Raw genomic sequence first — 20,787 nt, forward strand, 5'->3', positions numbered from 1 at the left:
CAGCAGAGGAGTTTAACGTTCAAGGACGTTTAATGATACTTAGTTATAGCGACAGTTCATCAGAATTGAACGTTTTCTTCTAAATTTCTGTCACACCCTCACATCACAGCTTAATTTATCAACCTTTAGAGAAAAGAATCAATGTCTTGAGGCATTGTAATTGCTGATTTTTCGTCATGTAAACTATGGCTATCCCTTTTGACGATCGCTCATGCCTCTAGAACAGATTGAAATTTTATCGACTGAAGAAGTGCGCCGAACCGTGAATCGCCTTGCCTCAGAGATTGTAGAGCGATCGGGTGATTTGTCCAAGTTAGTCTTACTGGGAATCTATACGCGCGGTGTTCCCTTGGCAAAAACGCTGTGCGAACAAATTCAAATCTTAGAGAAAATTGAGGTTCCCTTAGGCGCGATCGACATTACCTTTTACCGAGATGACCTCGATACCATCGGCGTTCGCACCCCTGCAAAAACGGACATTCCCTTCGATCTCACGGGGAAAACGGTTGTTTTAATCGACGATGTGATTTACAAAGGACGCACGATTCGCGCGGCATTAGATGCAGTCAATGACTACGGACGACCCGAAGTGATTCGATTAGCCGTATTAATCGATCGCGGACATCGAGAAGTCCCCATTCACCCAGATTACATTGGAAAACAGCTACCCACGGCGAAAGAAGAAAAAGTCAAAGTCTATCTGCAAGAAATCGATGGACGAGACGGTGTTGAACTTATCAAAGGATAAAAATGGACGGAGCGATCGAAACCCAAAACCGCAAAGCAGACCATCTCAAAGTTTGCTTAGAAGATGATGTGCAATGTCGTGAAGCAACCACGGGATTGGAAAATTATCACTTTACACACTGCTGTTTGCCCGAACTCGATCGCGCTGAAATTGATATCAGCACTCGGTTCTTCAATAAATGCCTGAGTGCGCCGATTCTGATTTCCTCAATGACCGGGGGCACAGATTTGGCGAAGACTATTAATTACCGACTTGCTGCGATCGCACAAGAATATCGGCTGGCAATGGGAGTCGGTTCGCAGCGAGTCGCGATCGAAAATCCAGCCGTTGCAGATTCGTTTAAAATTCGCTCGATCGCTCCAGATGCCTTGCTGTTTGCGAATCTTGGTGCAGTGCAGTTGAACTATACCTATGGAATCGAGCAGTGTTTACGCGCGATCGATCTTTTAGAAGCCGATGCATTGATTTTGCATTTAAATCCTTTGCAAGAAGCGGTGCAAACCCGTGGGGATCAGAATTTTCGCGGCTTGCTCGACAAAATTGCTCAACTTTGTGAAGCGCTGCCTGTGCCTGTCATTGCCAAAGAAGTCGGCAATGGGATTTCTCAAAAAATGGCAGAAAAACTGATTCAAATCGGGGTCAGTGCGATCGATGTCGCGGGAGCCGGAGGAACCTCTTGGGCAAAAGTCGAAAGCGGTCGCGCTCAAGATCCAATCCAACGACGATTAGGCTTAACCTTTGCCGATTGGGGTATTCCGACAGCCGACTGCATTACACAAATTCGGCAAGTCGCACCCACGATTCCCTTAATCGCCTCTGGCGGATTGCGAAATGGTTTAGATGTCGCAAAAGCGATCTCACTCGGCGCAGATCTCGGCGGCTTAGCCCTACCATTTTTACAAGCAGCGAATGACTCAGAAGCAGCGCTGCATCTGCTCGTCGAAATCCTTGAAGCAGAAATTACAACGGTACTCTTTTGTACCGGAACGCGCGATTTGAACGAATTAAAGCGATCGGGCGTATTGGAGAAGCGCTGAGAAACTGAGTCGTCACTGCATTTATTTTGCAAAACGGGAGAATATGGAGAACCCACACCCAGACTGCTCCCCCACTCCCCACTTCTGATTCAATTGCTTACTAACCAAGGAAAAAATTGCGCCGAACTGAGAAATCTTAGCTATCTTTCTAGGGGCACTTGTAATGTGCGATTTATTACCCAGCCTCTACCCATGAGCTTACTCAACCTCGTCTCTTTTCTTGGTATTTTCGGCTTATGCATCATCGCATGGCTCTTCTCGGAAAATCGCAGTCTTAAAGTGTTTCCCTGGAGAGTCGTTGCGACTGGAATCTTACTGCAATTGGTTTTGGGTGCATTCGTCTTTATCGTGCCAGGAACCCGTGATGCGCTTCAGATTTTCAGCAATTTGCTCGATAGCGTCTTTACTGCGGCAGACACGGGGGCGCGTTTTGTCTTTGGGCGCAACATCGTTCCTGCTCCTGGATCTCCACCCGACGTAAATTTGGGATATATTTTTGCCTTTCGGGCTTTGCCGACTGTGATCTTTTTCTCAGGCTTAATGGCACTCCTGCAAAATCTAGGTGTCATTCAAATCGTCACCAACGCATTCGCGAAAGTGTTCTATCTCACCATGCGGTTGAGTGGAGCAGAATCACTCAGTGGAGCAGCCAACATTTTTGTTGGAATTGAAGCCGCGATCGTCGTTAAGCCTTACTTACCCAAAATGACCCGCAGTGAACTCTGTGCCATTTTGGCGTGCTGTTTTGGGACGGCTGCTTCCTCAACCTTAGCCATCTATGTCAGTTTCTTACGTCCTGTGTTTCCCAATATTTTGGGGCACTTGGTTTCTGCCTCGATTATTGCGATTCCAGCTTGCTTTGTACTGTCGAAGATTCTGGTGCCAGAAACTGAAAAGCCTTTGACGATGGGTGGAATTCCCAAAGAAGAGAAGAAATGGTTGGCAGAAGACGGAGAAATGCTCGAAGAGGTCGCTCTAGCTGAACCGATCGAGAAAGCTAGCCCTTTAGATGCAGCGATCATCGGCTCATTGGATGGGATAAAAATGGCGGTGTCGATCGCGGCTGTGTTGATCTTGATTCTGGGTTTAGTCTCATTGATCAATCAAATCTTTGCTGGATTAGCCACGATACCGGGTCCGATTGGAAGTATTTTCCAAGTCGTGACACTGGCAAATATTGCAGGGGTGATCTTCTTGCCGTTTACGCTCCTGACTGGGGTTTCATTAGAGTGGAATGAGCTTTGGGAATCTTCGGTGATCATTGGTCGGCGTTTGCTCGAAACCGCAATTCCGCCTTATCAAGCATTAGCAGCAGCAGCAGCAAGACCCGAAAATCCGATCAGCGATCGAGCCGTTCTAATTGTCAGCTATGCGCTCTCAGGATTTGCTCACTTAGCATCCGTGGGAATTTTTGTGGGTGGAACAATCGCTCTCATTCCTTCTCGCCGCAAAGACATTTCTGAATTGGGCTGGAAAGCACTATTTGTCGGCACATTAGCCACAATGATGATTGCCTGTGTCGCAGGTGTATTTGACACGGGAGGCGCGGGCATTCTAGGCGAGAAAGAACCGATTGTCGCCCCTAGTCCACAGCCGAGCGTTTTGCCAGTTCCGGCAACTCCACAGTCGGTGAAAGTTTCTCCGAAACCTACAAAATCGCCACAACCGAGTTCTACTCCTCGCTAAAAACTTGAGCAGCAGTAAAGTCGAGACTGGGAAAAGTGGGAGAGACAATGAGTTCATGATTTGCAAAAATGCCGAACGTAACGTAGTCGCGATCGCGCAATTCTAGAACCGTAATCGAACGAGTTTGAGGATCAAGAATCCAATATTCAGGAATTCCGCGCTCGGCATACTGGGCGCGTTTTCTGTTGAAATCTCGATCGCGGTTTTGACTTCCCGGACTGATCACTTCTGCAACTAACTGTGGAGGTGGCATATCAGCTTTCACGGTTAGCCGCTTTTTCATCAAGTCTCGATGTTCGGGTCTTAAAATCACAAAATCTGGAAACCGATTTGCAGGATCTTTGGATTCGAGAACCGCAACTTGAATCTCGCATTGATGAGCGCAAAGCAGTTTACGCGGGACAATCTGAGCAAACAAATCTCTCAAATACCAGGCAGAGAAGATATTTTCTGGGGATTCGGGCGGCAATTTAACTAATTCTCCATCGATCAATTCGTAGCGTCCTTCGAGTTCGAGATCATCGCCCGCCGCGAAATATTCTTCAAAGCTAGAGAACCGCAGTTTCGTCTGAGTCATATCTTGCTGCCTCTTACCAGACAATATGTCGATTATACCAAAGGGCTTTTGAGACATTGGAATGCTATAGTCTTTCCTGATCTCAAGTGTGTTTGAACGTGATGAACTTCTCCACAGCATTAAAAGCGATCGTGCCCAGTCAAGATCAAGTTGGCTTGCGTCGCGCCTGGTATTGTGCGATCGTCTTTTTTACCATCACATTGATCATCTCAATCAATCGCTATTTCACGTTCTATACCTCTTACGACCAAGGACTTTTCAACCAAGTCTTCTGGAATAACCTGCACGGGCGTTGGTTTGAGAGTTCACTCACCTCTGGAAATTCCGTTGCTACGATTCAAGATGGCGTTACTCCAACCGTATCTTTTGTCCATTTAGGACAGCATCTTGTTTTAGATTTTCTACTCTGGTTGCCCTTATATGCGCTCTTTCCTCACCCTCTGACCTTGAGCTTTTTGCAAGTTGCTTTAATGACTGTGGGTGGCTTAATGCTTTATGCGTTGGCACGACATTACCTTGCACCGCAGCTATCTGTTTGGATTACTGCAAGTTACTACAGCGCGATCGCAGTTGCAGGTTCTACGATCGCAAACTTCTACGAACACTGTCAAATTCCACTGTTTGCCTTTGGGACATTACTCGCATTAGAAAAAAAGCAATGGGTCTGGTTCTGGATCTGTGTTGTTCTAGTCTTAGGCGTTCGCGAAGAAGCAGGCATTATTCTCTTCGGGATTGGGGTGTATCTCTTACTGAGCCGTCGGCATCCCTGGATTGGTTTAGCACTCTGCATTCTCAGTTTTAGCTATGTTGCTTTTGTCACTAACTTTGTACAGCCGAGATTTTCAACTGATGTCTCTCGACTCTATTTAGCGGCTCGCTTCAGGCAGTTTGTAAATAGCGACAATCCAACGACATTACAAGTTTTATGGGGAATGATCACCCATCCCGCTGAACTTGCAGAAAGTTTATTCACCCCGGTCGATCGCCGAATTAACTATCTGGCAAGTCAATGGCTCTCATTAGCATTTGTTCCTGCTGTCTCAGGAGCCGCTTGGACAGTCTCAGGCTTTCCTTTGATCTCACTGTTTGCACAATCTGGGGTGACTGCTTTAGCGGTCAACATTCGCTACGCAGTTGCAGTCGTTCCAGGTGTGTTTTACGGTGCAATTCTCTGGTGGTCACGTAATCCTCAGAAATTCACACCCAAGTTTCGCCGCTGGTGGAAAGTTGCCATGATTCTGTCTGTACTGTTCATGCTGAGCGGCAATCCCCATCGAACTTTTTCGTTCATGATTCCCGATTCGTTTCGTCCTTGGGTGTTTGTTCCCCTAACCCGCCAATGGGAACATGCAGGTCATATTTACAACGTGATTCGCAATGTTCCAAAAGATGCCAGCGTGACGACGACAACGCACTTAATTCCACAGCTTTCGACTCGACGCGCGATCGTGCGATTACCCCTGATCGAAATTTATGACGATCGCAATCAGAAAGTACAACTCGAATACGCGATCGCGGATTTGTGGCAGCTCAAAGAATACAGCAAAGCCTTCAAAGACAGCCAGTTCTACCTCACGAAAACGCTGCCGCTGCTTGAAAAACTCGTGAATGAAAAACAATATGGCGTATTGCAAGTCGAAGACGGCGTTGTGATGATTGCAAAGGGTCAACCTTCTAATCCAGCCATGCTCGCAGAGTGGCAGAAACTTGCCGCCAGCCTGAAATAAGTTGATTGCTTCGGTGAGCGGGAATTCTAAAAGGATTCACCTCGACATCATTTTGCCCGCCCGGATTCATCCCAAACTGAGGTGAAGTTCACCGTAGCGATAACAATTTTGAGGAACGCTCATGGCTTTAAAAAAGCTCATTCTACCTGGTCTGGCTGTAGTCGCTCTCGTGGGGGGTGCTGCAGGCTTCTTTTTTCTCAATCGCACATCTTCTGATAAAACCACACCTTTAGCGATCGCCAAAGTGCTTCCCGATGAAGCGTATATGGCAACCTTCGTTTCAACCGATGAGAAGACTTGGGAAAAGCTGAAAAAGTTCGGTACGCCCGCCGCTCAAAAAGCGATCGAACAAAACCTGCAAAAAATGCAGCAAGACATGATGAGCGATGCCAAGCTTGATTTCGACAAGGATATCAAACCTTGGATGGGCAACATGATGATTGCCGTCATGCCCAGCAGCAAGCAAGAAGACGCCGAAGTCGTTGCCGCGATCGGCATCAAAGACAAAATGAGTGCCTTGAGTTTCGCCAACAAAGTGAAAAGCGACTCCAAAGCCAAAACCACTGAAACCGAATACCAAGGAGTCAAAATCTTTGAAACCTTGCCGGAGAAGAGTAAAACACCTTACTACACCGCTGTTCTCAACGACGCTTACCTTGTCATCGCAAGCAATCGCGCTGGCATTGAGCAATCGATCGAGGCAACCAAAGGCAACCCCTCTTTCGCAACCAATCCCGAAACGGCAACGCAACTCGCTCAACCAGACGCTGGAGAAGCAGTGATTGCCCGTGTTTATATGCCTATTCCTGCGATCGCGAAAGCAATGAGCGCTGATCCCAAAATGGATGCGACAGCGATCGAATCTCTAAAAAGTCTGCAATCGGTAACAGGCACACTCAGCATCGCCGATGTCGGATTGCGCTTCAAAGGAGAAGTCAAAGTTGATCCCAAAATCGCGATCGACTTCAAACCTTCGGCAGGAAAAGCCGCGGCTCTTTTCCCCGCTGACACGTTTGCTTTAATCTCTGGCTCGAATCTCAATTCTTACTGGAATCAAGTGACCGAGCAGTCACAAAACAATGAGGAGGCTAAAAGAATCGTCGATTTGATGCGAGGCAGCAGTCAGATGATCGGGCTTGACCTCGACAAAGACATTTTTGGTTGGATGACCGGCGACTTCGCGATCGGACTGATGCCGATGAACCAAGGCATGATGGCGGACTTGGGATTTGGTCAAGCCCTCGTATTTCAAACCAGCGATCGCAAAACTGCCGAATCGACTTTAGGCAAGTTGGATACTTTGGCGAAAAACCAATCTTTGTCGATCGCGCAACGCGATGTAAATGGCAAAAAAGTCACCGAGTGGCAAACTCCTCAAGGTGCGCTGTTAGGACATGGCTGGATCAACGACGATACGCTATTTATTGCCACGGGTGAACCGCTCGTTTCTTCTTTCTCAAGCCAAGCGAATCCGGCACTCGACAGCAGCGATGGCTTCAAAAGCGTGATGGCGGCTTTGCCGAAGCAAAATACGGGTTATTTCTACATGGATGTCGAGAAAATGACCGCCTTGATGACTAAGTTCACTCAGGGAACCCAAGCCGCCCAACTCGACCCGGAAGCCCGCGCCGTCTTGGAGTCAGTACGCAGCATCGGCAGTACGACTAGCCAAATTGACCGAACCACCAGCCAAGTTGAAGCCGTCCTGGCATTGAAACCAGCGAAATAGAGTGGATGCAAATTTCCGGAGTCGATTGACTCCGGAAATTGCGATCCTGCCGTAGAATAGGAAGGCTGTTTAAACTCCGAGCCGATCATGGCACAACCTAAGAAGAAAACCTCAAGTGCAAAGCGTGACCAGCGCAAAGCAACCTGGAAACGTAAAGCAAACCTGCAAGCACAACGCGCTTTGTCCCTCGGCAAGTCAATTTTGACCGGACGTGCGAAAGGCTTCGTCTATCCAACTGACGAAGAAACTGACGAAGAATAACGAGAATGCGTGATTCCGACGCAATGAAGAGTCACGCATTTCTGATTCTGATCCTATGATTTAGGGTAATGATTAGGAGTCAGAATCATGATAGGTAAGTATTTCAAAAAACCAGGCAGCGAACATGGCGATCGCGTTCCTCCAGGTCAAAGACTCGCTTCAGGATTTCCCGTCTTGACTTATGGAGAGACCCCAATTGTCGATCGTGCAGACTGGCAGTTTCGAGTCTGGGGATTGGCAAAAGAAAAGACTTTTTCTTGGGATGATTTTATGGCACTGCCGCAAAGTGAATTTACGGCAGATTTTCACTGTGTCACCACTTGGTCAAAACTCGATGTGAAGTGGGTTGGCGTAAAAGTCACAGATTTTATGAATGCGATCGAGGTTGATCCCAAAGCAGTGCATATCATGGAACACTGCTACGGAGGCTACACCACAAATATTTCGATCGATGATTTCGTCCGCGAAGAAAATTTCTTCGCTCACACCTTATTTGGCGAACCCTTACCCGCAGATCATGGCGGCCCGATGCGTACCGTTGTTCCCCATTTATATGCCTGGAAAAGCGCTAAATGGATTAATGGTCTAGAGTTTCTTCCGAAAGAAGATCTCGGATTCTGGGAACGCAATGGGTATCACCATCGGGGCGATCCCTGGAAAGAGGAACGGTATAGTGGCAGGTTTTGATGAACGTGAGGAGTGGGGAGTAGGGAATAGACTCCCCACCCTCTCTACTGCTGCTCAATATAAACCGAACTCTGATCCTTCCCCCCAATCTCGATCTTCTGAAACTTCACCCTACCTTGCACACTCACCCGGCTTCCGGTTGCAGGCACAGTTCGATCGCTCACCACCCAAACACTGCCCGTCTCATCCTGCACCTCATACGCTCGCTGTCCGCCCATGAGCGGAGCCTGCGCCTTAATTTGACCCTGTACTTGCACCACGCGATCGCGTTTCTGACTCACCTGATTCGCTTTTACCTGCTCTCCAGGCTCAAGCACCGCCAACACATTATTCGACGTAGACGGCAAATCTGGCGAAGTCGTACACCCGATTGCACTCACACACAACAGCACAACTCCAATCCGTGAGAAACCCATAAGTCACCCGCCCTTTCCTGAGAAAACTATGCGATAGCACCCTACCGACTCGTCATTTCACTTCAAGAGCAACCTTCCCCGCAAAAACTCAATTCACCCAAGAATGCGTGAATCTGCGAAACTAATGAAAGTCACTATCTATCCAATGCAAAAAGCTTCCTCATCATCGGGAAGTTCAAATCAAACCTTCATCAACCTGAGATGTTACGTCTCACATTTTGTCCGATCTTTTTAGTTTTTAGTCAACTTTTTTCACGTCTTCACGTATGTCTTCGATCGCGCAACTCCTCGACGGAAAAGCCCTTGCTCAAAAAATGCAGACTGAACTCGCTACACAAGTTCAGTCTTTGACTCCCCAATATGGTCGTCCTCCCGGTTTAGCCGTGCTGATGGTCGGCGATAATCCCGCCAGTGCCGCCTACGTTCGTAACAAAGAAAAAGCCTGCGCCGCAGTTGGGATCGCTTCATTTGGCAAACATTTTCCCAACGACGCAACTCAAGCCGAAGTTGCAGAGACGATCGCACAACTCAATGCGGATGATCGAGTAGATGGCATTCTTGTTCAACTTCCACTTCCCGATCATCTCGATAGCGTCGCCCTGCTCAACCAAATTCATCCAGACAAAGATGCCGATGGCTTGCATCCGATGAATTTAGGACGATTGGTGAGAACAGAACCAGGATTGAGAAGTTGCACGCCTTATGGAGTCATGCGACTTTTAGAAGAATATAACCTTGATCCCGCAGGCAAAACAGCAGTTGTCGTCGGGCGCAGCATTCTCGTAGGCAAACCGATCGCATTGATGCTACTCGATGCCAATGCCACTGTCACGATCGCGCATTCTCGCACTCCGAACCTCGCAGAAGTCACTCGCAGCGCTGACATTCTCGTTGCCGCAGTCGGTCGTCCCAACTTAATCACCGCAGACATGGTCAAACCGGGCGCGATCGTCGTTGATGTCGGGATCAACCGCATCACTGATGAAACCACAGGAAAAAGCCGACTTGTCGGAGATGTAGACTTTAATGCGGTACAATCCGTGGCGGAATATCTTACTCCTGTTCCAGGTGGAGTAGGTGCGATGACTGTCACCATGTTGTTGCACAATACAGTATGGAGCTATCAACAGCGCTTCCAAAAATAAAGCAACTTCAAATTGACATCACGAATTTAGGCTTAGGAGGATACGGGAATGGTCGCGACCGGGACAACTCAATCGAATCAAGCAGCGCAATTCGATTTAAAGGGCTATTTATCAGTAAAACAGCAACTAGTTGAAGCTGCTCTCGATCGAGCCTTTCCCGTCGTCTATCCCGATAAGATTTATGAAGCGATGCGCTATTCCCTCTTCGCAGGGGGAAAACGGCTGCGTCCTGTCCTCTGTCTCGCTGCCTGTGATCTGTTTAATGGCACACCAGAGATGTCTATTCCGACTGCCTGCGCGCTGGAGATGATCCACACGATGTCGCTGATTCACGACGATTTGCCTGCAATGGACAACGACGATTACCGTCGCGGCAAACTCACCAATCACAAATTTTATGGAGAAGCGGTTGCGATTCTAGCGGGTGACGGATTACTTGCCTATGCCTTTGAGCACATTGTGGAAGAAACTCGCAATGTCAGCGCCGATCGCTTATTAAAAGTGATTTCTCGCCTGGGTCGTGCGGCGGGTGCGGCTGGACTCGTTGGCGGTCAAGTGGTCGATCTCGAATGCGAAGGCGTAAAAGACATTACCCTTGATACACTGAACTTTATTCACACGCACAAGACGGCGGCATTGCTTGAAGCCTCCGTCGTCAGTGGCGGTATTTTGGCAGGCGGGTCGGAGTCTGATCTGCAACGTCTCAGCCGTTACTCTCAAGCGATCGGATTAGCGTTCCAGATTGTTGATGACTTACTCGATATCACTTCGACTCAAGAAGAATTGGGTAAGAGCATCGGCAAAGATGCGAATGTTGAGAAAGCGACTTACCCCCGCCTCCTAGGCATGGAAGAATCGAAACGTCAGGCTCAACAACTCATTGAGCAGGCGAAAGCTGAGGTCGCTGGATTTGGTGAACAAGCGCTGCCACTTATGGCGATCGCTGATTACATCACTGCCCGCAAAAACTAACTCTACCTATCCCTCTATCCCCCCACCGTATGCAGGACTTTGCTGGAATTTTGGATAACGAAGTGCTGCTCTTAGCGCTCGTTGCCTGTTTGATTGCTCAAGCCACTAAGCTCGTGATCGAACTGATTGTCAATCACAAAGTCAATTTTCGGGTGTTAGTCGAAACCGGTGGAATGCCCAGTTCGCATTCGGCTTTAGTTACAGCGTTGGCAACGGGTGTGGGCATGGTTGATGGCTGGAGTAGTACGCAATTTGCGATCGCAACGATCGTGGCGTTTGTGGTCATGTACGATTCGCAGGGTGTAAGACAGGCGGCTGGAAAACAGGCGAAAATCCTCAATCAAATCATGGATGAATTTTTTACAGGCGATCATCATTTCAATGAAGACCGCCTGAAAGAATTGCTTGGACATACGCCTGTGCAAGTGATTGCGGGATCACTGCTCGGAGTCGTCGTGTGTGTGATTGGCGAATGGTGGTTAGGAGGAAGTTGGCGATCGGTGTTTGCTCAAATTGCAGGGGTGCATTAGAGGATTAAAGCTCGAGATCGATCATCAAAAATCCTTTACTATCAAAGCAAGATCTATCTTCCAATTCTTCCCATGACTCAAGCTTCTGATCGAGTTCGTTGGACAACTGAAGATCTCAAGCTTCTGCCGGATAGCAGCAGTCGCTATGAAATTATTGATGGACATTTGTTGATGACTCGTGCGCCCCATTGGAAACATCAAAAAGCGATCGGGCAGGCTTACCAAATCCTCAATCTTTGGTCAATTTCATCCCAACTCGGTCAAACGGTTCCAACTCCAGGCATTATTTTCGACGATGCAGACAATGTAATTCCCGATGTCATCTGGATGTCTCATGAGCGATTAGCCGCAGGAGTTGATGAAGAAGGGCATTTCACGATCGCGCCAGAATTAATTATTGAAGTCCTCTCGCCGGGAACACAGAATGAACGGCGAGACAGAGAAACAAAACTCAAGCTCTATGCAGAACGAGGCGTTCAAGAATATTGGATTCTAGACTGGCGACTTCAGCAACTCGAAGTTTACGATCGCCAAGATGCACTGTTGAAACTGTCCGCAACATTGTTTGCTCAAGATACATTGACCTCTAGAATTCTCCCGAATTTTAGTTGTGCGGTTACTGAGTTCTTTCGCTAAGCATCGCTGCGAGAAATCGTCACGACTCAAGGGTTCTTCTCAAGACTAGGAACGTCTCCCGATCTTGAGAAGAACTCTTTAATAATCGTAGGGATTCTTCGGTTCGGGAATCGGTTTGATCGAACTGGCTTGAACGACGAGTTGGCGCTTATCTGCGATCGTTTCTGTGATCATCTGCCCTTCGACTTCGAGCCAAGAATCGACTTTGTAATCTGAATTCTTGCCGCTGGTTAATTTCACAGGCAATCTCACGGGATACACATCTGCTGCACAGCAAGTAATGACAAAACGAGTCAGTAAGAAATACTGCTCTGAAAGTTCTGGAGTCGTCACCACAAAGCCCTGCAATTTCGCTTTTTGTCCGGTATAAGCATCCGGTTCGGGATACACCTGAAGCGTGCGAATCCAATCAATTAAACTCTTATCTTCAGTTCGCGCCGAAGCTTGAAACGTCTGCGGTCTGACACGAGTCAGCGTAATCGAATCATTGACGCCGCGATCGATTGCCGTCTGACTTGCAAACGGACGAGGCGTAATCACCAATCCTGCGATCGCAACGATTAACAGCAGTGCACTGCTGAATGCAGGCGGAAAGAACGTCGCATGAGGCAAATCAGGTTGCACAAGTTGCGGTTCTCGCCGTGCTCGCCAAAGGTAAAAGCCTTTTATCCCAGCAACGAACAGCAGGCCAAATCCAGCCGAAATCGTCAAAATATTGTAATTCGGATGGATGAGCAGAAATAACTGTTCCGTCAGCCAAAACTTGAGAATGGCAAATCCCCAAGCCGCGATCGCCATCAAATTTAACCACGGAGTCAACACTCGCCAAGGAATTCTAGACATCATTAGCTGATATACAAATTCACAAATAAACAGAACAGAAACGTCAACAGACCCGCCAATCCAAAGATATACAGAATTGCCCTCGGCTTAAATACCGATAGCATCAATCCCACACCTTTGAGATCGATCATCGGACCAAATACCAGAAAAGCGACCAGTGAACCTGTGGTAAAAGTCGAAGCAAATGACAACGCGAAAAACGAGTCCACAGTCGAGCAAATCGAAACCACTGCTGCCAGCAGCAACATTGCGAGAATAGAAGTCACATTATCTTGACCCAACCCCAGAATAAAGTCACGCGGGACGAAGACTTGGAGAATTGCCGCGATCGCACTACCTAAAACCAAGACTCCACCCAACTCGCGCATCTCTTGAATCGTGTTATCGAGCAACAAGTGAAACCGATAATTTGCAGGTTTCTCAGTTTTGTTACTGAGCATCGCTTGATATTCGAGCGGGTCAGTGATCAGAGGTTTATTCGACTGTCCTAGGAAATAAGTGCCAGATTGTAATAATGGCGACGCTGAAGACGAGGTTTCTAACTTGCGATTCATGTAAGCGGCAACACCCGACTGCAGCAAAGGGCGGACATCTTTTTGCACACTAAAAACCCAGCCGATTACGGTCGCAATAATCAGCGAAAATAGGATACGAAAGAAAACGACTTCGGGCTGATCACGAAAAGCGGTCCAAGTTGCCCAAAATACGATCGGATTAATCGTCGGCGCAGCTAAGAGAAACCCGATCGCGACCGAAGTCGGCGCACCTTGTAACAAAAGCCGTCGAGCCACAGGCACATTACCGCATTCACAGACCGGAAAGAGAAATCCAATACAGCTACCGACAAATGCACCCAGAAAAGCGTTTTTGGGTAAAATCGCCACAAGCTTTCGCTCATCGATAAAAAATTGCAGCAAGCCAGAGAACAGCACCCCAAGTAGCAAAAAGGGCATTGCCTCGACCATCAAACTCATAAAGAGCGTGAATGCACTGTTGATTTGAGCCATTCAGTCAGGACTTGTGAGGAGATTAGAGGGGATCATAGCAGGGAACCGGAAAGCGATGAAAGTAAACGGATAGAGAAAAAACAATCTACATGCCTTTTTCACCAAATCGAATCAGCATTTCAGGCGATCCTAATTTTTTCAGCGTTCATGCCAGTCCGGACTGCTGCATGAATGACCTCCTGAAATGATCTTCAGTTCCGTCGCGGTTCTCTAAAATAGCTAAGGGCACTAGGAGAACTTTATGACAGCGAAGCGGATTTTATTGTGGGGTTTAACGTTCGTTGCGATCGCAGCAATTACGTTCGATCTGATTGGAAGTTGGAGTCAGCCTCAGTTTCAAAGCCGCTTAGAGCTAGCCCAGAATGATTTACTTCTAGAGGCAGCGGAATATCGAGGCAACCAAACCACGCCCGTTTTAACGGATCGAACGCCGCAAAAAACAGCATTGAAAGCCTATCAAGACACACGATCGTCGGTTGAAAAAGCCATCGTGTCTGCTCAGTCTCAAATTGAGGAAGATTCTGCAACCGATCCGATCAAGGTAGAGCTTGCAAAACAGCAAACCCTTAGAGATGAATTAGATATTAGAATTGGTATTCTTCAAACGCAGCAAAACCAAGTAGAAGCCGCACTGAAAAGTTGGGCAACGCTGAAGACAACGGGATCACAAACCAAGAAAAGCAGCGAATTACGATCGACGGCGACTACCCTCACCGCCCTTTGGCAAAATTCGTTACCACCGCAAGCAGAATCTATTCTGAAACAAAATCTCAACGGCTGGTTTCGCAACCGCGCCCTAGAAAAGCTCTACACCTTAGAGCAACGAGAAACTGCTTTGAATGAATTGCGATCGCTCGAACAAGTCGAGTCTCAGTCAGCCCTCACGAAATGGGTCACTGCGAATGCGATTCCAACCATTGCTATGGTTCTTGGATTTGGCTTGCTGCTCTTTCTAGCAGGTCAATGGCTGCTTCAGCGCAAACAGTCGCTTTTAGTCGGCACAAATCTGATCAAATGGACTGTGCCTTGGGATTATGAAATCACTTGGCAGGTTTTAGTCGTGGGATTTTTTGCTGTTGGTCAAATTTTGATTGGGCAGATTCTTCTACCGACAGGACTTGCAGTGGCGAAATCGGCGTTTCAGATTGATCCGACGATGTTTACAGTTCGCGATCGCGCAGTTCTCGCGCTGATTACTTATGTTTGTCTAGCTGCGGGCGGTTTAGGCGTGCTCTATGCCTCGATTAAACGGTTCTTATCGTTAGAAGACAATTGGTTTCGCTTCAGCTTGAAGGGCAAATGGCTGCTGTGGGGAGTTGGAGGCTATGTTGCGGCGTATCCGTTACTGGTGGGAGTTTCTTGGGTCAATGAAAAGATTTGGCAAGGGCGCGGAGGAAGTAATCCTTTATTGTCGATCGCACTCGAAGGTCAAGACGGAATCGCAATTACGCTGTTTTTCATTACCGCAGCGATTTTAGCTCCTTTGTTTGAGGAGACATTTTTCCGAGGATTTTTACTGCCTTCATTGACGCGATATTTCACAACTTGGCAAGCGATCGTGTTGAGTGGGTTAATTTTCGCGATCGTGCATCTCAGTTTGTCCGAAGTTGCACCGTTGACCGTGTTAGGAATTATTCTGGGATTCGTTTATACCCGTACTCAAAATTTGATGGCATCAGTGCTACTCCATGCACTCTGGAATAGTGGAACCCTGTTAACTTTGTTCTTATTAGGCAGTACATCTACCTAGAACAAGTGTAAATTTTGTGTTTGGAATTGATAAAGCTAGGGTACACTGCGGTCGTATTAGATGAGTTTCGATAAGGACTTTAAACATATGACGAGTGGGTCTTCGAGCGACGCGAACAAGAAAGTTGCAGCAGGAATTTGCGGCATCTTATTAGGTGGACTTGGTGTTCACAAGTTTGTTTTGGGATATACAACTGAAGGCATTATTATGCTCATTGCCTGCCTTCCGACCTGCGGTTTGACAGGGATTGTTGGATTGGTTGAAGGGATCATCTATTTGACTAAATCCGACGAGGACTTTGTTGCAACCTACGTTCAGAACAAAAAAGGCTGGTTTTAGTCAAACCGCTAAAAGTTTTACGTAATGTGAGAACTCCGAGTTTTTGAAAAACTCGGAGTTTCGTTAGTCTCTCCCAACTTCGAGCGATCGCCCTAATGCTGCAAAAACTCCCCAAACCCTCGCTGTACTTTCTCTGTGCCCTGTTAGGAATGGGATATTTCAACGCCTTTTCCTCGCTGGATATCAATCCAATTCTGAAAAATTATCTCGCGCTCGTTCCGGTGCAGATTGGTTTAGTCATTTACTTCCTCTGGTTTCGCCGCGATACCTTGAAAGATTAGAAAAACTCTCCACAATTTAGTCAAACTCTTCTACGCTCAAGAAAGAAGTTTTCCGGAGCGCTGAATTGTGTCTGAAGCTCTCTTATCACCTACTCTCGAATCAACTGAAACTGTCACGATCGATATCACTGGCATGAAATGCGCCGGATGCGTTCGAGCCGTTGAAAAACAATTAATCCAACAACCCGGAGTCAAATCTGCCACAGTCAATTTGGTGACTGAACTCGCAACCGTGGAATGCGATCGCTCAGTTGATCCTGACCATCTTGCGGCAACTTTGACAGAAGCTGGATTTCCAAGTCAGCCTCGCACGTCTGAAGATTCAACCCGTGCAGAAGATTTAGCCGCGCGTCGGCAACTCGAACAAAAACAGCAGACGACCAATTTAGCGATCGCGATTCTGTTGCTGATTTTCTCGACGATCGGGCATTTGGGAATTCCTTTGCTCAGCGATGTTTGGGTTCACTGCGGACTCGCGATCGCAGCTTTGAGCTTGCCAGGACGATCGATGATTGTAGAGGGCTGGCAGGGGCTACGCCGCAATGTCCCTAACATGAATACGCTCGTTAGCTTGGGCGCACTGACTGCATTTACAGCTAGCTTTGTTGCCTTGATCGTCCCACAACTCGGATGGGAGTGCTTTTTTGATGAGCCTGTGATGTTAGTCGGATTTATTTTGTTAGGACGCACGCTCGAACAACGCGCCCGTGGACAAGCTGCGATCGCGCTGCAATCGCTCGCCGCATTGCAGCCCAAATCCGCAAGGTTAATCGGTAAACAAGACACGCATCAAAGCGCGATCGAAATTCCGGTTGCGCATCTTCGTCCCGGGGATTGGCTCCAAGTTTTACCCAGTGAGCAGATCCCCGTTGATGGCGAGATTGTGAAGGGTGAAACGACGATCGATGAATCGATGTTGACTGGGGAATCCGTTCCGGTACAAAAACAAGTCGGCGATTTTGTAACCGCTGGAACCATGAACCAATCCGGCGCGATCGCGCTAGAAGTCACGCGAGTCGGAAAAGAAACGACCTTGGCAAGAATCCTCGAATTCGTCGAAACAGCCCAAGCGCGGAAAGCCCCGATTCAAAAACTCGCAGACACGATCGCAGGATATTTCACTTACGGTGTCATGTCGATCTCGCTGCTGACCTTTCTGTTTTGGGAATTTATCGGCACAAAACTCTGGTCAAACGCCGGAGCTTGGACAATTGGCATGGAGCATTCTCATAGCATGGGAATGATGTCACATCCGTCTCCGATGTTGTTGAGTGTCAAACTCGCGATCGCTGTCCTCGTGATCGCTTGCCCTTGTGCGCTTGGACTGGCGACACCGACTGCGATTCTCGTCGGATCAGGTATTGGCGCTGAGCGAGGCTTATTGATTCGAGGAGGAGACGTTTTAGAGCGAGTACATTCCCTTGATACGATCGTCTTTGATAAAACTGGAACGCTGACTACAGGTCAGCCAGTCGTCACAGATGTAATTGAATTCGAGAACAACCAAGTGCTACAAATTGCAGCCGCTGTCGAACGCGGAACCCGTCACCCTTTAGCTGCTGCAATCCAGCAAGCCGCTACCGATTTACCCCTGCTCCCTGCTGAAGATTTCTATACCCTGCCTGGATTTGGAGTATCAGCAACGGTTGATCAGCAGCCTGCTTTTCTCGGAACTGCACAATGGATGGAGAAAAATCAGATCGAGATTTCTGCATCTGCGATCGAGCAAGCGAATCAACTCGCCGCCTCTGGAAAAACGATCGTCTATGTTGCGACTGACAAGCTGATTGGCATTATTGCCGTATCCGATGCTCTGAGATCAGATGCAAAATCAACAATTCAAGCGCTGAAGAAATTGGATCTCAAAATTCTGATGCTGACTGGAGATCGCAAAGAAACCGCAACCGCGATCGCATCTGAACTCGGAATTACTGAAATTCTGGCTGAAATTCCGCCCGAAGAGAAAGCAGCCGCGATCGCCCAACTGCAAGCGAACCAGCATCAAGTCGCGATGGTCGGAGACGGAATTAACGATGCGCCCGCACTGGCACAAGCAGATGTCGGAATTGCGCTCAAATCCGGCACAGAAGTCGCGATCGAAACAGCAGGTATTGTATTAATGCGCGATCGACTGACGGATGTTGTGGAATCGATTCGGCTCAGTCGTGCCACTTTTACTAAAATTCAGCAAAACTTGTTTTGGGCTTTTGGCTACAACTTGTTGGGAATTCCGATCGCAGCAGGTGCATTGCTTCCTAGCTTTGGACTCTTACTCAGTCCGGCTGCTGCAGGGGCATTGATGGCACTGAGTTCAGTCAGCGTCGTTACGAATTCTCTATTATTACGAGGATTTACAAAATCGTCATTTTCGGAATGATCAGCTAAAGTAGGGCTGATCAATGAGAGCCAGGATCATTTCGATCAAATTTGCTCCGACCATGTTTTATTTATTACAATGAAATCCCGCAGCAAGTTATCTCGAGAAATGTCGGTACTCGTACTGTGTTGATCCGATCAAGCTCGGTCTATCCTAAGTCCATCTTAGGCTGATCCCCTTTCTATTCGCCCACCCTTTCAAGCTGAATATCAATGCCTTCAGAACCGCATCAAAACCACCTGATAATTATCGAAGACGATAAAGGTCGCCGGGAGTTTGTGTTAGATGCTCCTGTTTACTCGATCGGACGCGATGCCAAATGTGACATTCGCTTGGTGTCTCAGTTTGTCTCTCGTCGTCATGCGACTTTACTTCAATTGCCAAATGAAGATGGGACTCACTATTATCGAATCGTTGATGGCAATCTCAAAGGTAAGCCCAGCGCGAATGGCTTACTAATCAATGGTCGGAAACTGCAACAGTGTGATCTTCGCAACCAGGACGAAATTGTGTTTGGTCCTCAAGTTCGTGCGATTTACTATCTGCTCAAGCGGGATGCCGTTTTGACAGTTCCACCAGATGAGTTTGATATTACGTTAATTAGCCCGAATATGGTGGGTGATCCAGAGGATGATTGAGTTTTATCTTTTGATATAAAAAATGCCCTGGCAGATTTATGTTGCTAGGGCGTTTTTTTATATCCCAACCAATCACCCCGTCACCGTCTCAATCAAATTCCACCCCTGATTCTCGGTAATCGTTTGATTGACCAAATTAAACATTTTGCGGCAGTGATTCTCGAGCTGGAGCGGTAACTCCTCGTTTTTGATCACGAAATTGAGGCGAGTTTCTTTCTCGGTCGCAGTCGTTTTGTCGATCAGCACTTCAACAGTGACTAGTTTTGGGAATGCCACATTTCCGGGGATTTCACGCGCCATCAAATAATCCTCAGTCGCGTAAATCACATCCAGATTGCAGGATTTCAACGTCTGATTCAACAGCGGCTGGAGCTGCTGCATTGGGACTCCAACAGTGAATAGACAGGTGTATCGAGCCATATCAAACCCCAATCTTGTGACAAGCGAATCTTCACTTTATGTTTCCAACCTACGCTAAAACGATACCCCGGTCTAGGGAAGTGTTCTTAAATTTTAATCCTGGCTTCCGGACTAAGAGGATGGCTCAGGCAGCGAAGGTGTTTTCCAGTTTGTCGTGTTTCTGTCAATCTGTCATCATTCCCTTTATACCGAATTCCTCTAAAAGTGGTTTAATTTGCCAGGATCAAATAGAAAAGTTCGAGTTTTGCAATACTCTAAAATGTCGAAGAGAAAAGCGATCGAAACAAATGGACGGTAAATTAATTGTCTTTGAAGGGATTGAAGGCTGTGGAAAAACGACGCAGTTGCAGCGATCGCGCCAATGGCTGACGACGCAGTTGGGGAGCGAAGTGATGACAACTCGTGAGCCAGGAGGAACACAGCTCGGAATAGAAATCCGACAACTATTGCTACACGGAGAAGAAGAAATTTACGATCGCACAGAATTATTACTGTATGCTGCCGATCGTGCGCAACATGTGGAAGGTTTTTTGCGCCCGCACTTAGAACAGGGACATTGGATTTTGTGCGATCGCTATACGGATTCGACGATCGCTTATCAAGGCTATGGAAGAGAGTTGGATTTTGAACTGATTGATCAGCTCAATCAGATTGCCACTGGGGGCTTGCAGAGCGATTTGACGCTTTGGTTAGATATCGAGGTGGAAGTAGGTCTAGAACGGATGCAGAAACGGGGACAACGCGATGCTTCTGGAACCGGAAAACCTGACCGGATTGAGCAGGCGAGTCTCGATTTTCATCATCGGGTTAGAGCGGGATTTGCAGCTTTAGCTGAACGGGATCGCGATCGGGTGTTGAGAATTGACGCGAGTGGGAGCGAAGATGAGGTAGAAGAGCGAATCAAGACCGTATTGAGTCAGGCTTTAGCAAATTGGGGAGCTTTGACTGTTTAGAGAACGTGCTTTAGTCTGCTTGATTGGG

General features: G+C 47.6%; 22 protein-coding genes. 17 read left to right on the forward strand and 5 right to left on the reverse strand.

From position 1 onward, the window contains the following. The first annotated feature begins 211 nt into the window (after positions 1-211). From pyrR to ACMUEV_RS14595, 3 genes are all read left to right on the forward strand, one after another. Complete coding sequence (gene pyrR / locus ACMUEV_RS14585) at positions 212-748, forward strand: bifunctional pyr operon transcriptional regulator/uracil phosphoribosyltransferase PyrR (RefSeq protein WP_017288410.1); 537 nt, start codon at positions 212-214, stop codon at positions 746-748. A gap of 2 nt (positions 749-750) precedes the next feature. Continuing rightward, positions 751-1,785 carry a type 2 isopentenyl-diphosphate Delta-isomerase gene (gene fni / locus ACMUEV_RS14590; protein WP_190653151.1) on the forward strand — a complete coding sequence of 345 codons (1,035 nt, stop codon included), beginning with the start codon at positions 751-753 and terminating at the stop codon, positions 1,783-1,785. A 192-nt stretch (positions 1,786-1,977) separates the two neighbouring features. Beyond that, positions 1,978-3,471, forward strand: coding sequence for a NupC/NupG family nucleoside CNT transporter (locus tag ACMUEV_RS14595; RefSeq protein ID WP_190653152.1), 1,494 nt, complete (start codon positions 1,978-1,980; stop codon positions 3,469-3,471). Here ACMUEV_RS14595 and ACMUEV_RS14600 read toward each other — a convergent pair. Next, a complete protein-coding gene (locus ACMUEV_RS14600; RefSeq protein WP_190653153.1) occupies positions 3,458-4,048 on the reverse strand; it encodes a Uma2 family endonuclease in 591 nt (196 codons plus the stop codon). The two genes, ACMUEV_RS14595 and ACMUEV_RS14600, sit on opposite strands and share 14 nt — an antisense overlap. Positions 4,049-4,149: 101 nt before the next feature. Between ACMUEV_RS14600 and ACMUEV_RS14605 the strand changes: the two genes are divergently transcribed. The 4 genes from ACMUEV_RS14605 (at position 4,150) to ACMUEV_RS14620 (ending at position 8,452) form a co-directional block, all read left to right on the forward strand. After that, a complete protein-coding gene (locus ACMUEV_RS14605; protein WP_017288406.1) occupies positions 4,150-5,775 on the forward strand; it encodes a DUF2079 domain-containing protein in 1,626 nt (541 codons plus the stop codon). Positions 5,776-5,896: 121 nt separating this feature from the next. After that, positions 5,897-7,504, forward strand: a complete 1,608-nt coding sequence (locus ACMUEV_RS14610) for a DUF3352 domain-containing protein (protein WP_190653154.1) — start codon at positions 5,897-5,899, stop codon at positions 7,502-7,504. 87 nt (positions 7,505-7,591) lie between these two features. Continuing rightward, positions 7,592-7,765 (forward strand): 50S ribosomal protein L32, encoded by a 174-nt coding sequence (locus ACMUEV_RS14615; protein WP_017288404.1) that lies wholly within the window; start codon positions 7,592-7,594, stop codon positions 7,763-7,765. Positions 7,766-7,852: 87 nt separating this feature from the next. Beyond that, the gene (locus ACMUEV_RS14620; protein WP_017288403.1) at positions 7,853-8,452 is read left to right on the forward strand and encodes a sulfite oxidase-like oxidoreductase; all 600 of its coding nucleotides are present in this window, start codon (positions 7,853-7,855) and stop codon (positions 8,450-8,452) included. Between the two features lie 44 nt (positions 8,453-8,496). On the opposite strand, the gene ACMUEV_RS14625 is transcribed toward ACMUEV_RS14620, so the two are convergent. Next, entirely contained in the window at positions 8,497-8,868 is a 372-nt protein-coding gene (locus ACMUEV_RS14625) for a hypothetical protein (RefSeq protein WP_190653155.1), read from the reverse strand. A gap of 266 nt (positions 8,869-9,134) precedes the next feature. Here ACMUEV_RS14625 and folD point away from each other — a divergent pair, with 266 nt between their 5' ends. The 4 genes from folD to ACMUEV_RS14645 all read left to right on the forward strand — a co-directional run bounded on the left by folD (position 9,135) and on the right by ACMUEV_RS14645 (position 12,151). After that, positions 9,135-10,013, forward strand: a complete 879-nt coding sequence (gene folD, locus ACMUEV_RS14630) for a bifunctional methylenetetrahydrofolate dehydrogenase/methenyltetrahydrofolate cyclohydrolase FolD (RefSeq protein ID WP_190653156.1) — start codon at positions 9,135-9,137, stop codon at positions 10,011-10,013. A 48-nt stretch (positions 10,014-10,061) separates the two neighbouring features. Then, entirely contained in the window at positions 10,062-10,985 is a 924-nt protein-coding gene (gene crtE / locus ACMUEV_RS14635) for a geranylgeranyl diphosphate synthase CrtE (protein ID WP_190653157.1), read from the forward strand. Between the two features lie 29 nt (positions 10,986-11,014). Continuing rightward, the gene (locus ACMUEV_RS14640; RefSeq protein ID WP_017288399.1) at positions 11,015-11,515 is read left to right on the forward strand and encodes a divergent PAP2 family protein; all 501 of its coding nucleotides are present in this window, start codon (positions 11,015-11,017) and stop codon (positions 11,513-11,515) included. 72 nt (positions 11,516-11,587) lie between these two features. Then, positions 11,588-12,151: a Uma2 family endonuclease gene (locus ACMUEV_RS14645; RefSeq protein WP_190653158.1), complete on the forward strand. Its 564-nt coding sequence runs from the start codon at positions 11,588-11,590 to the stop codon at positions 12,149-12,151. A gap of 78 nt (positions 12,152-12,229) precedes the next feature. Here ACMUEV_RS14645 and ACMUEV_RS14650 read toward each other — a convergent pair whose 3' ends face one another. Beyond that, positions 12,230-12,997, reverse strand: coding sequence for a TIGR03943 family putative permease subunit (locus ACMUEV_RS14650; RefSeq protein ID WP_017288395.1), 768 nt, complete (start codon positions 12,995-12,997; stop codon positions 12,230-12,232). Further along, on the reverse strand, positions 12,997-14,001 hold the full coding sequence (locus ACMUEV_RS14655; RefSeq protein WP_190653159.1) for a permease: 1,005 nt from the start codon (positions 13,999-14,001) through the stop codon (positions 12,997-12,999). The genes ACMUEV_RS14650 and ACMUEV_RS14655 overlap by 1 nt, the downstream gene beginning before the upstream one ends. A 241-nt stretch (positions 14,002-14,242) precedes the next feature. Between ACMUEV_RS14655 and ACMUEV_RS14660 the strand changes: the two genes are divergently transcribed. The 5 genes from ACMUEV_RS14660 (at position 14,243) to ACMUEV_RS14680 (ending at position 19,386) form a co-directional block, all read left to right on the forward strand. Next, a complete protein-coding gene (locus tag ACMUEV_RS14660) occupies positions 14,243-15,751 on the forward strand; it encodes a CPBP family intramembrane glutamic endopeptidase (protein ID WP_017288393.1) in 1,509 nt (502 codons plus the stop codon). An 87-nt stretch (positions 15,752-15,838) separates the two neighbouring features. Next, on the forward strand, positions 15,839-16,090 hold the full coding sequence (locus ACMUEV_RS14665; RefSeq protein WP_026148661.1) for a TM2 domain-containing protein: 252 nt from the start codon (positions 15,839-15,841) through the stop codon (positions 16,088-16,090). A gap of 95 nt (positions 16,091-16,185) precedes the next feature. Next, the gene (locus ACMUEV_RS14670; protein WP_017288391.1) at positions 16,186-16,371 is read left to right on the forward strand and encodes a hypothetical protein; all 186 of its coding nucleotides are present in this window, start codon (positions 16,186-16,188) and stop codon (positions 16,369-16,371) included. A gap of 67 nt (positions 16,372-16,438) precedes the next feature. Next, positions 16,439-18,748, forward strand: a complete 2,310-nt coding sequence (locus ACMUEV_RS14675; protein WP_190653160.1) for a heavy metal translocating P-type ATPase — start codon at positions 16,439-16,441, stop codon at positions 18,746-18,748. Between the two features lie 212 nt (positions 18,749-18,960). Next, a complete protein-coding gene (locus ACMUEV_RS14680) occupies positions 18,961-19,386 on the forward strand; it encodes an FHA domain-containing protein (RefSeq protein ID WP_017288389.1) in 426 nt (141 codons plus the stop codon). 72 nt (positions 19,387-19,458) lie between these two features. Here the strand turns inward: ACMUEV_RS14680 and ACMUEV_RS14685 are convergent, their stop codons facing one another. Next, complete coding sequence (locus tag ACMUEV_RS14685) at positions 19,459-19,806, reverse strand: hypothetical protein (RefSeq protein WP_026148660.1); 348 nt, start codon at positions 19,804-19,806, stop codon at positions 19,459-19,461. 287 nt (positions 19,807-20,093) lie between these two features. Between ACMUEV_RS14685 and tmk the strand changes: the two genes are divergently transcribed. Continuing rightward, a complete protein-coding gene (tmk, locus tag ACMUEV_RS14690) occupies positions 20,094-20,759 on the forward strand; it encodes a dTMP kinase (protein WP_190653161.1) in 666 nt (221 codons plus the stop codon). Positions 20,760-20,787: the final 28 nt, after the last annotated feature.

This window comes from Leptolyngbya sp. FACHB-1624, from assembly GCF_047649235.1.
GTDB classification, from domain to species: domain Bacteria; phylum Cyanobacteriota; class Cyanobacteriia; order Leptolyngbyales; family Leptolyngbyaceae; genus Leptolyngbya; species Leptolyngbya boryana.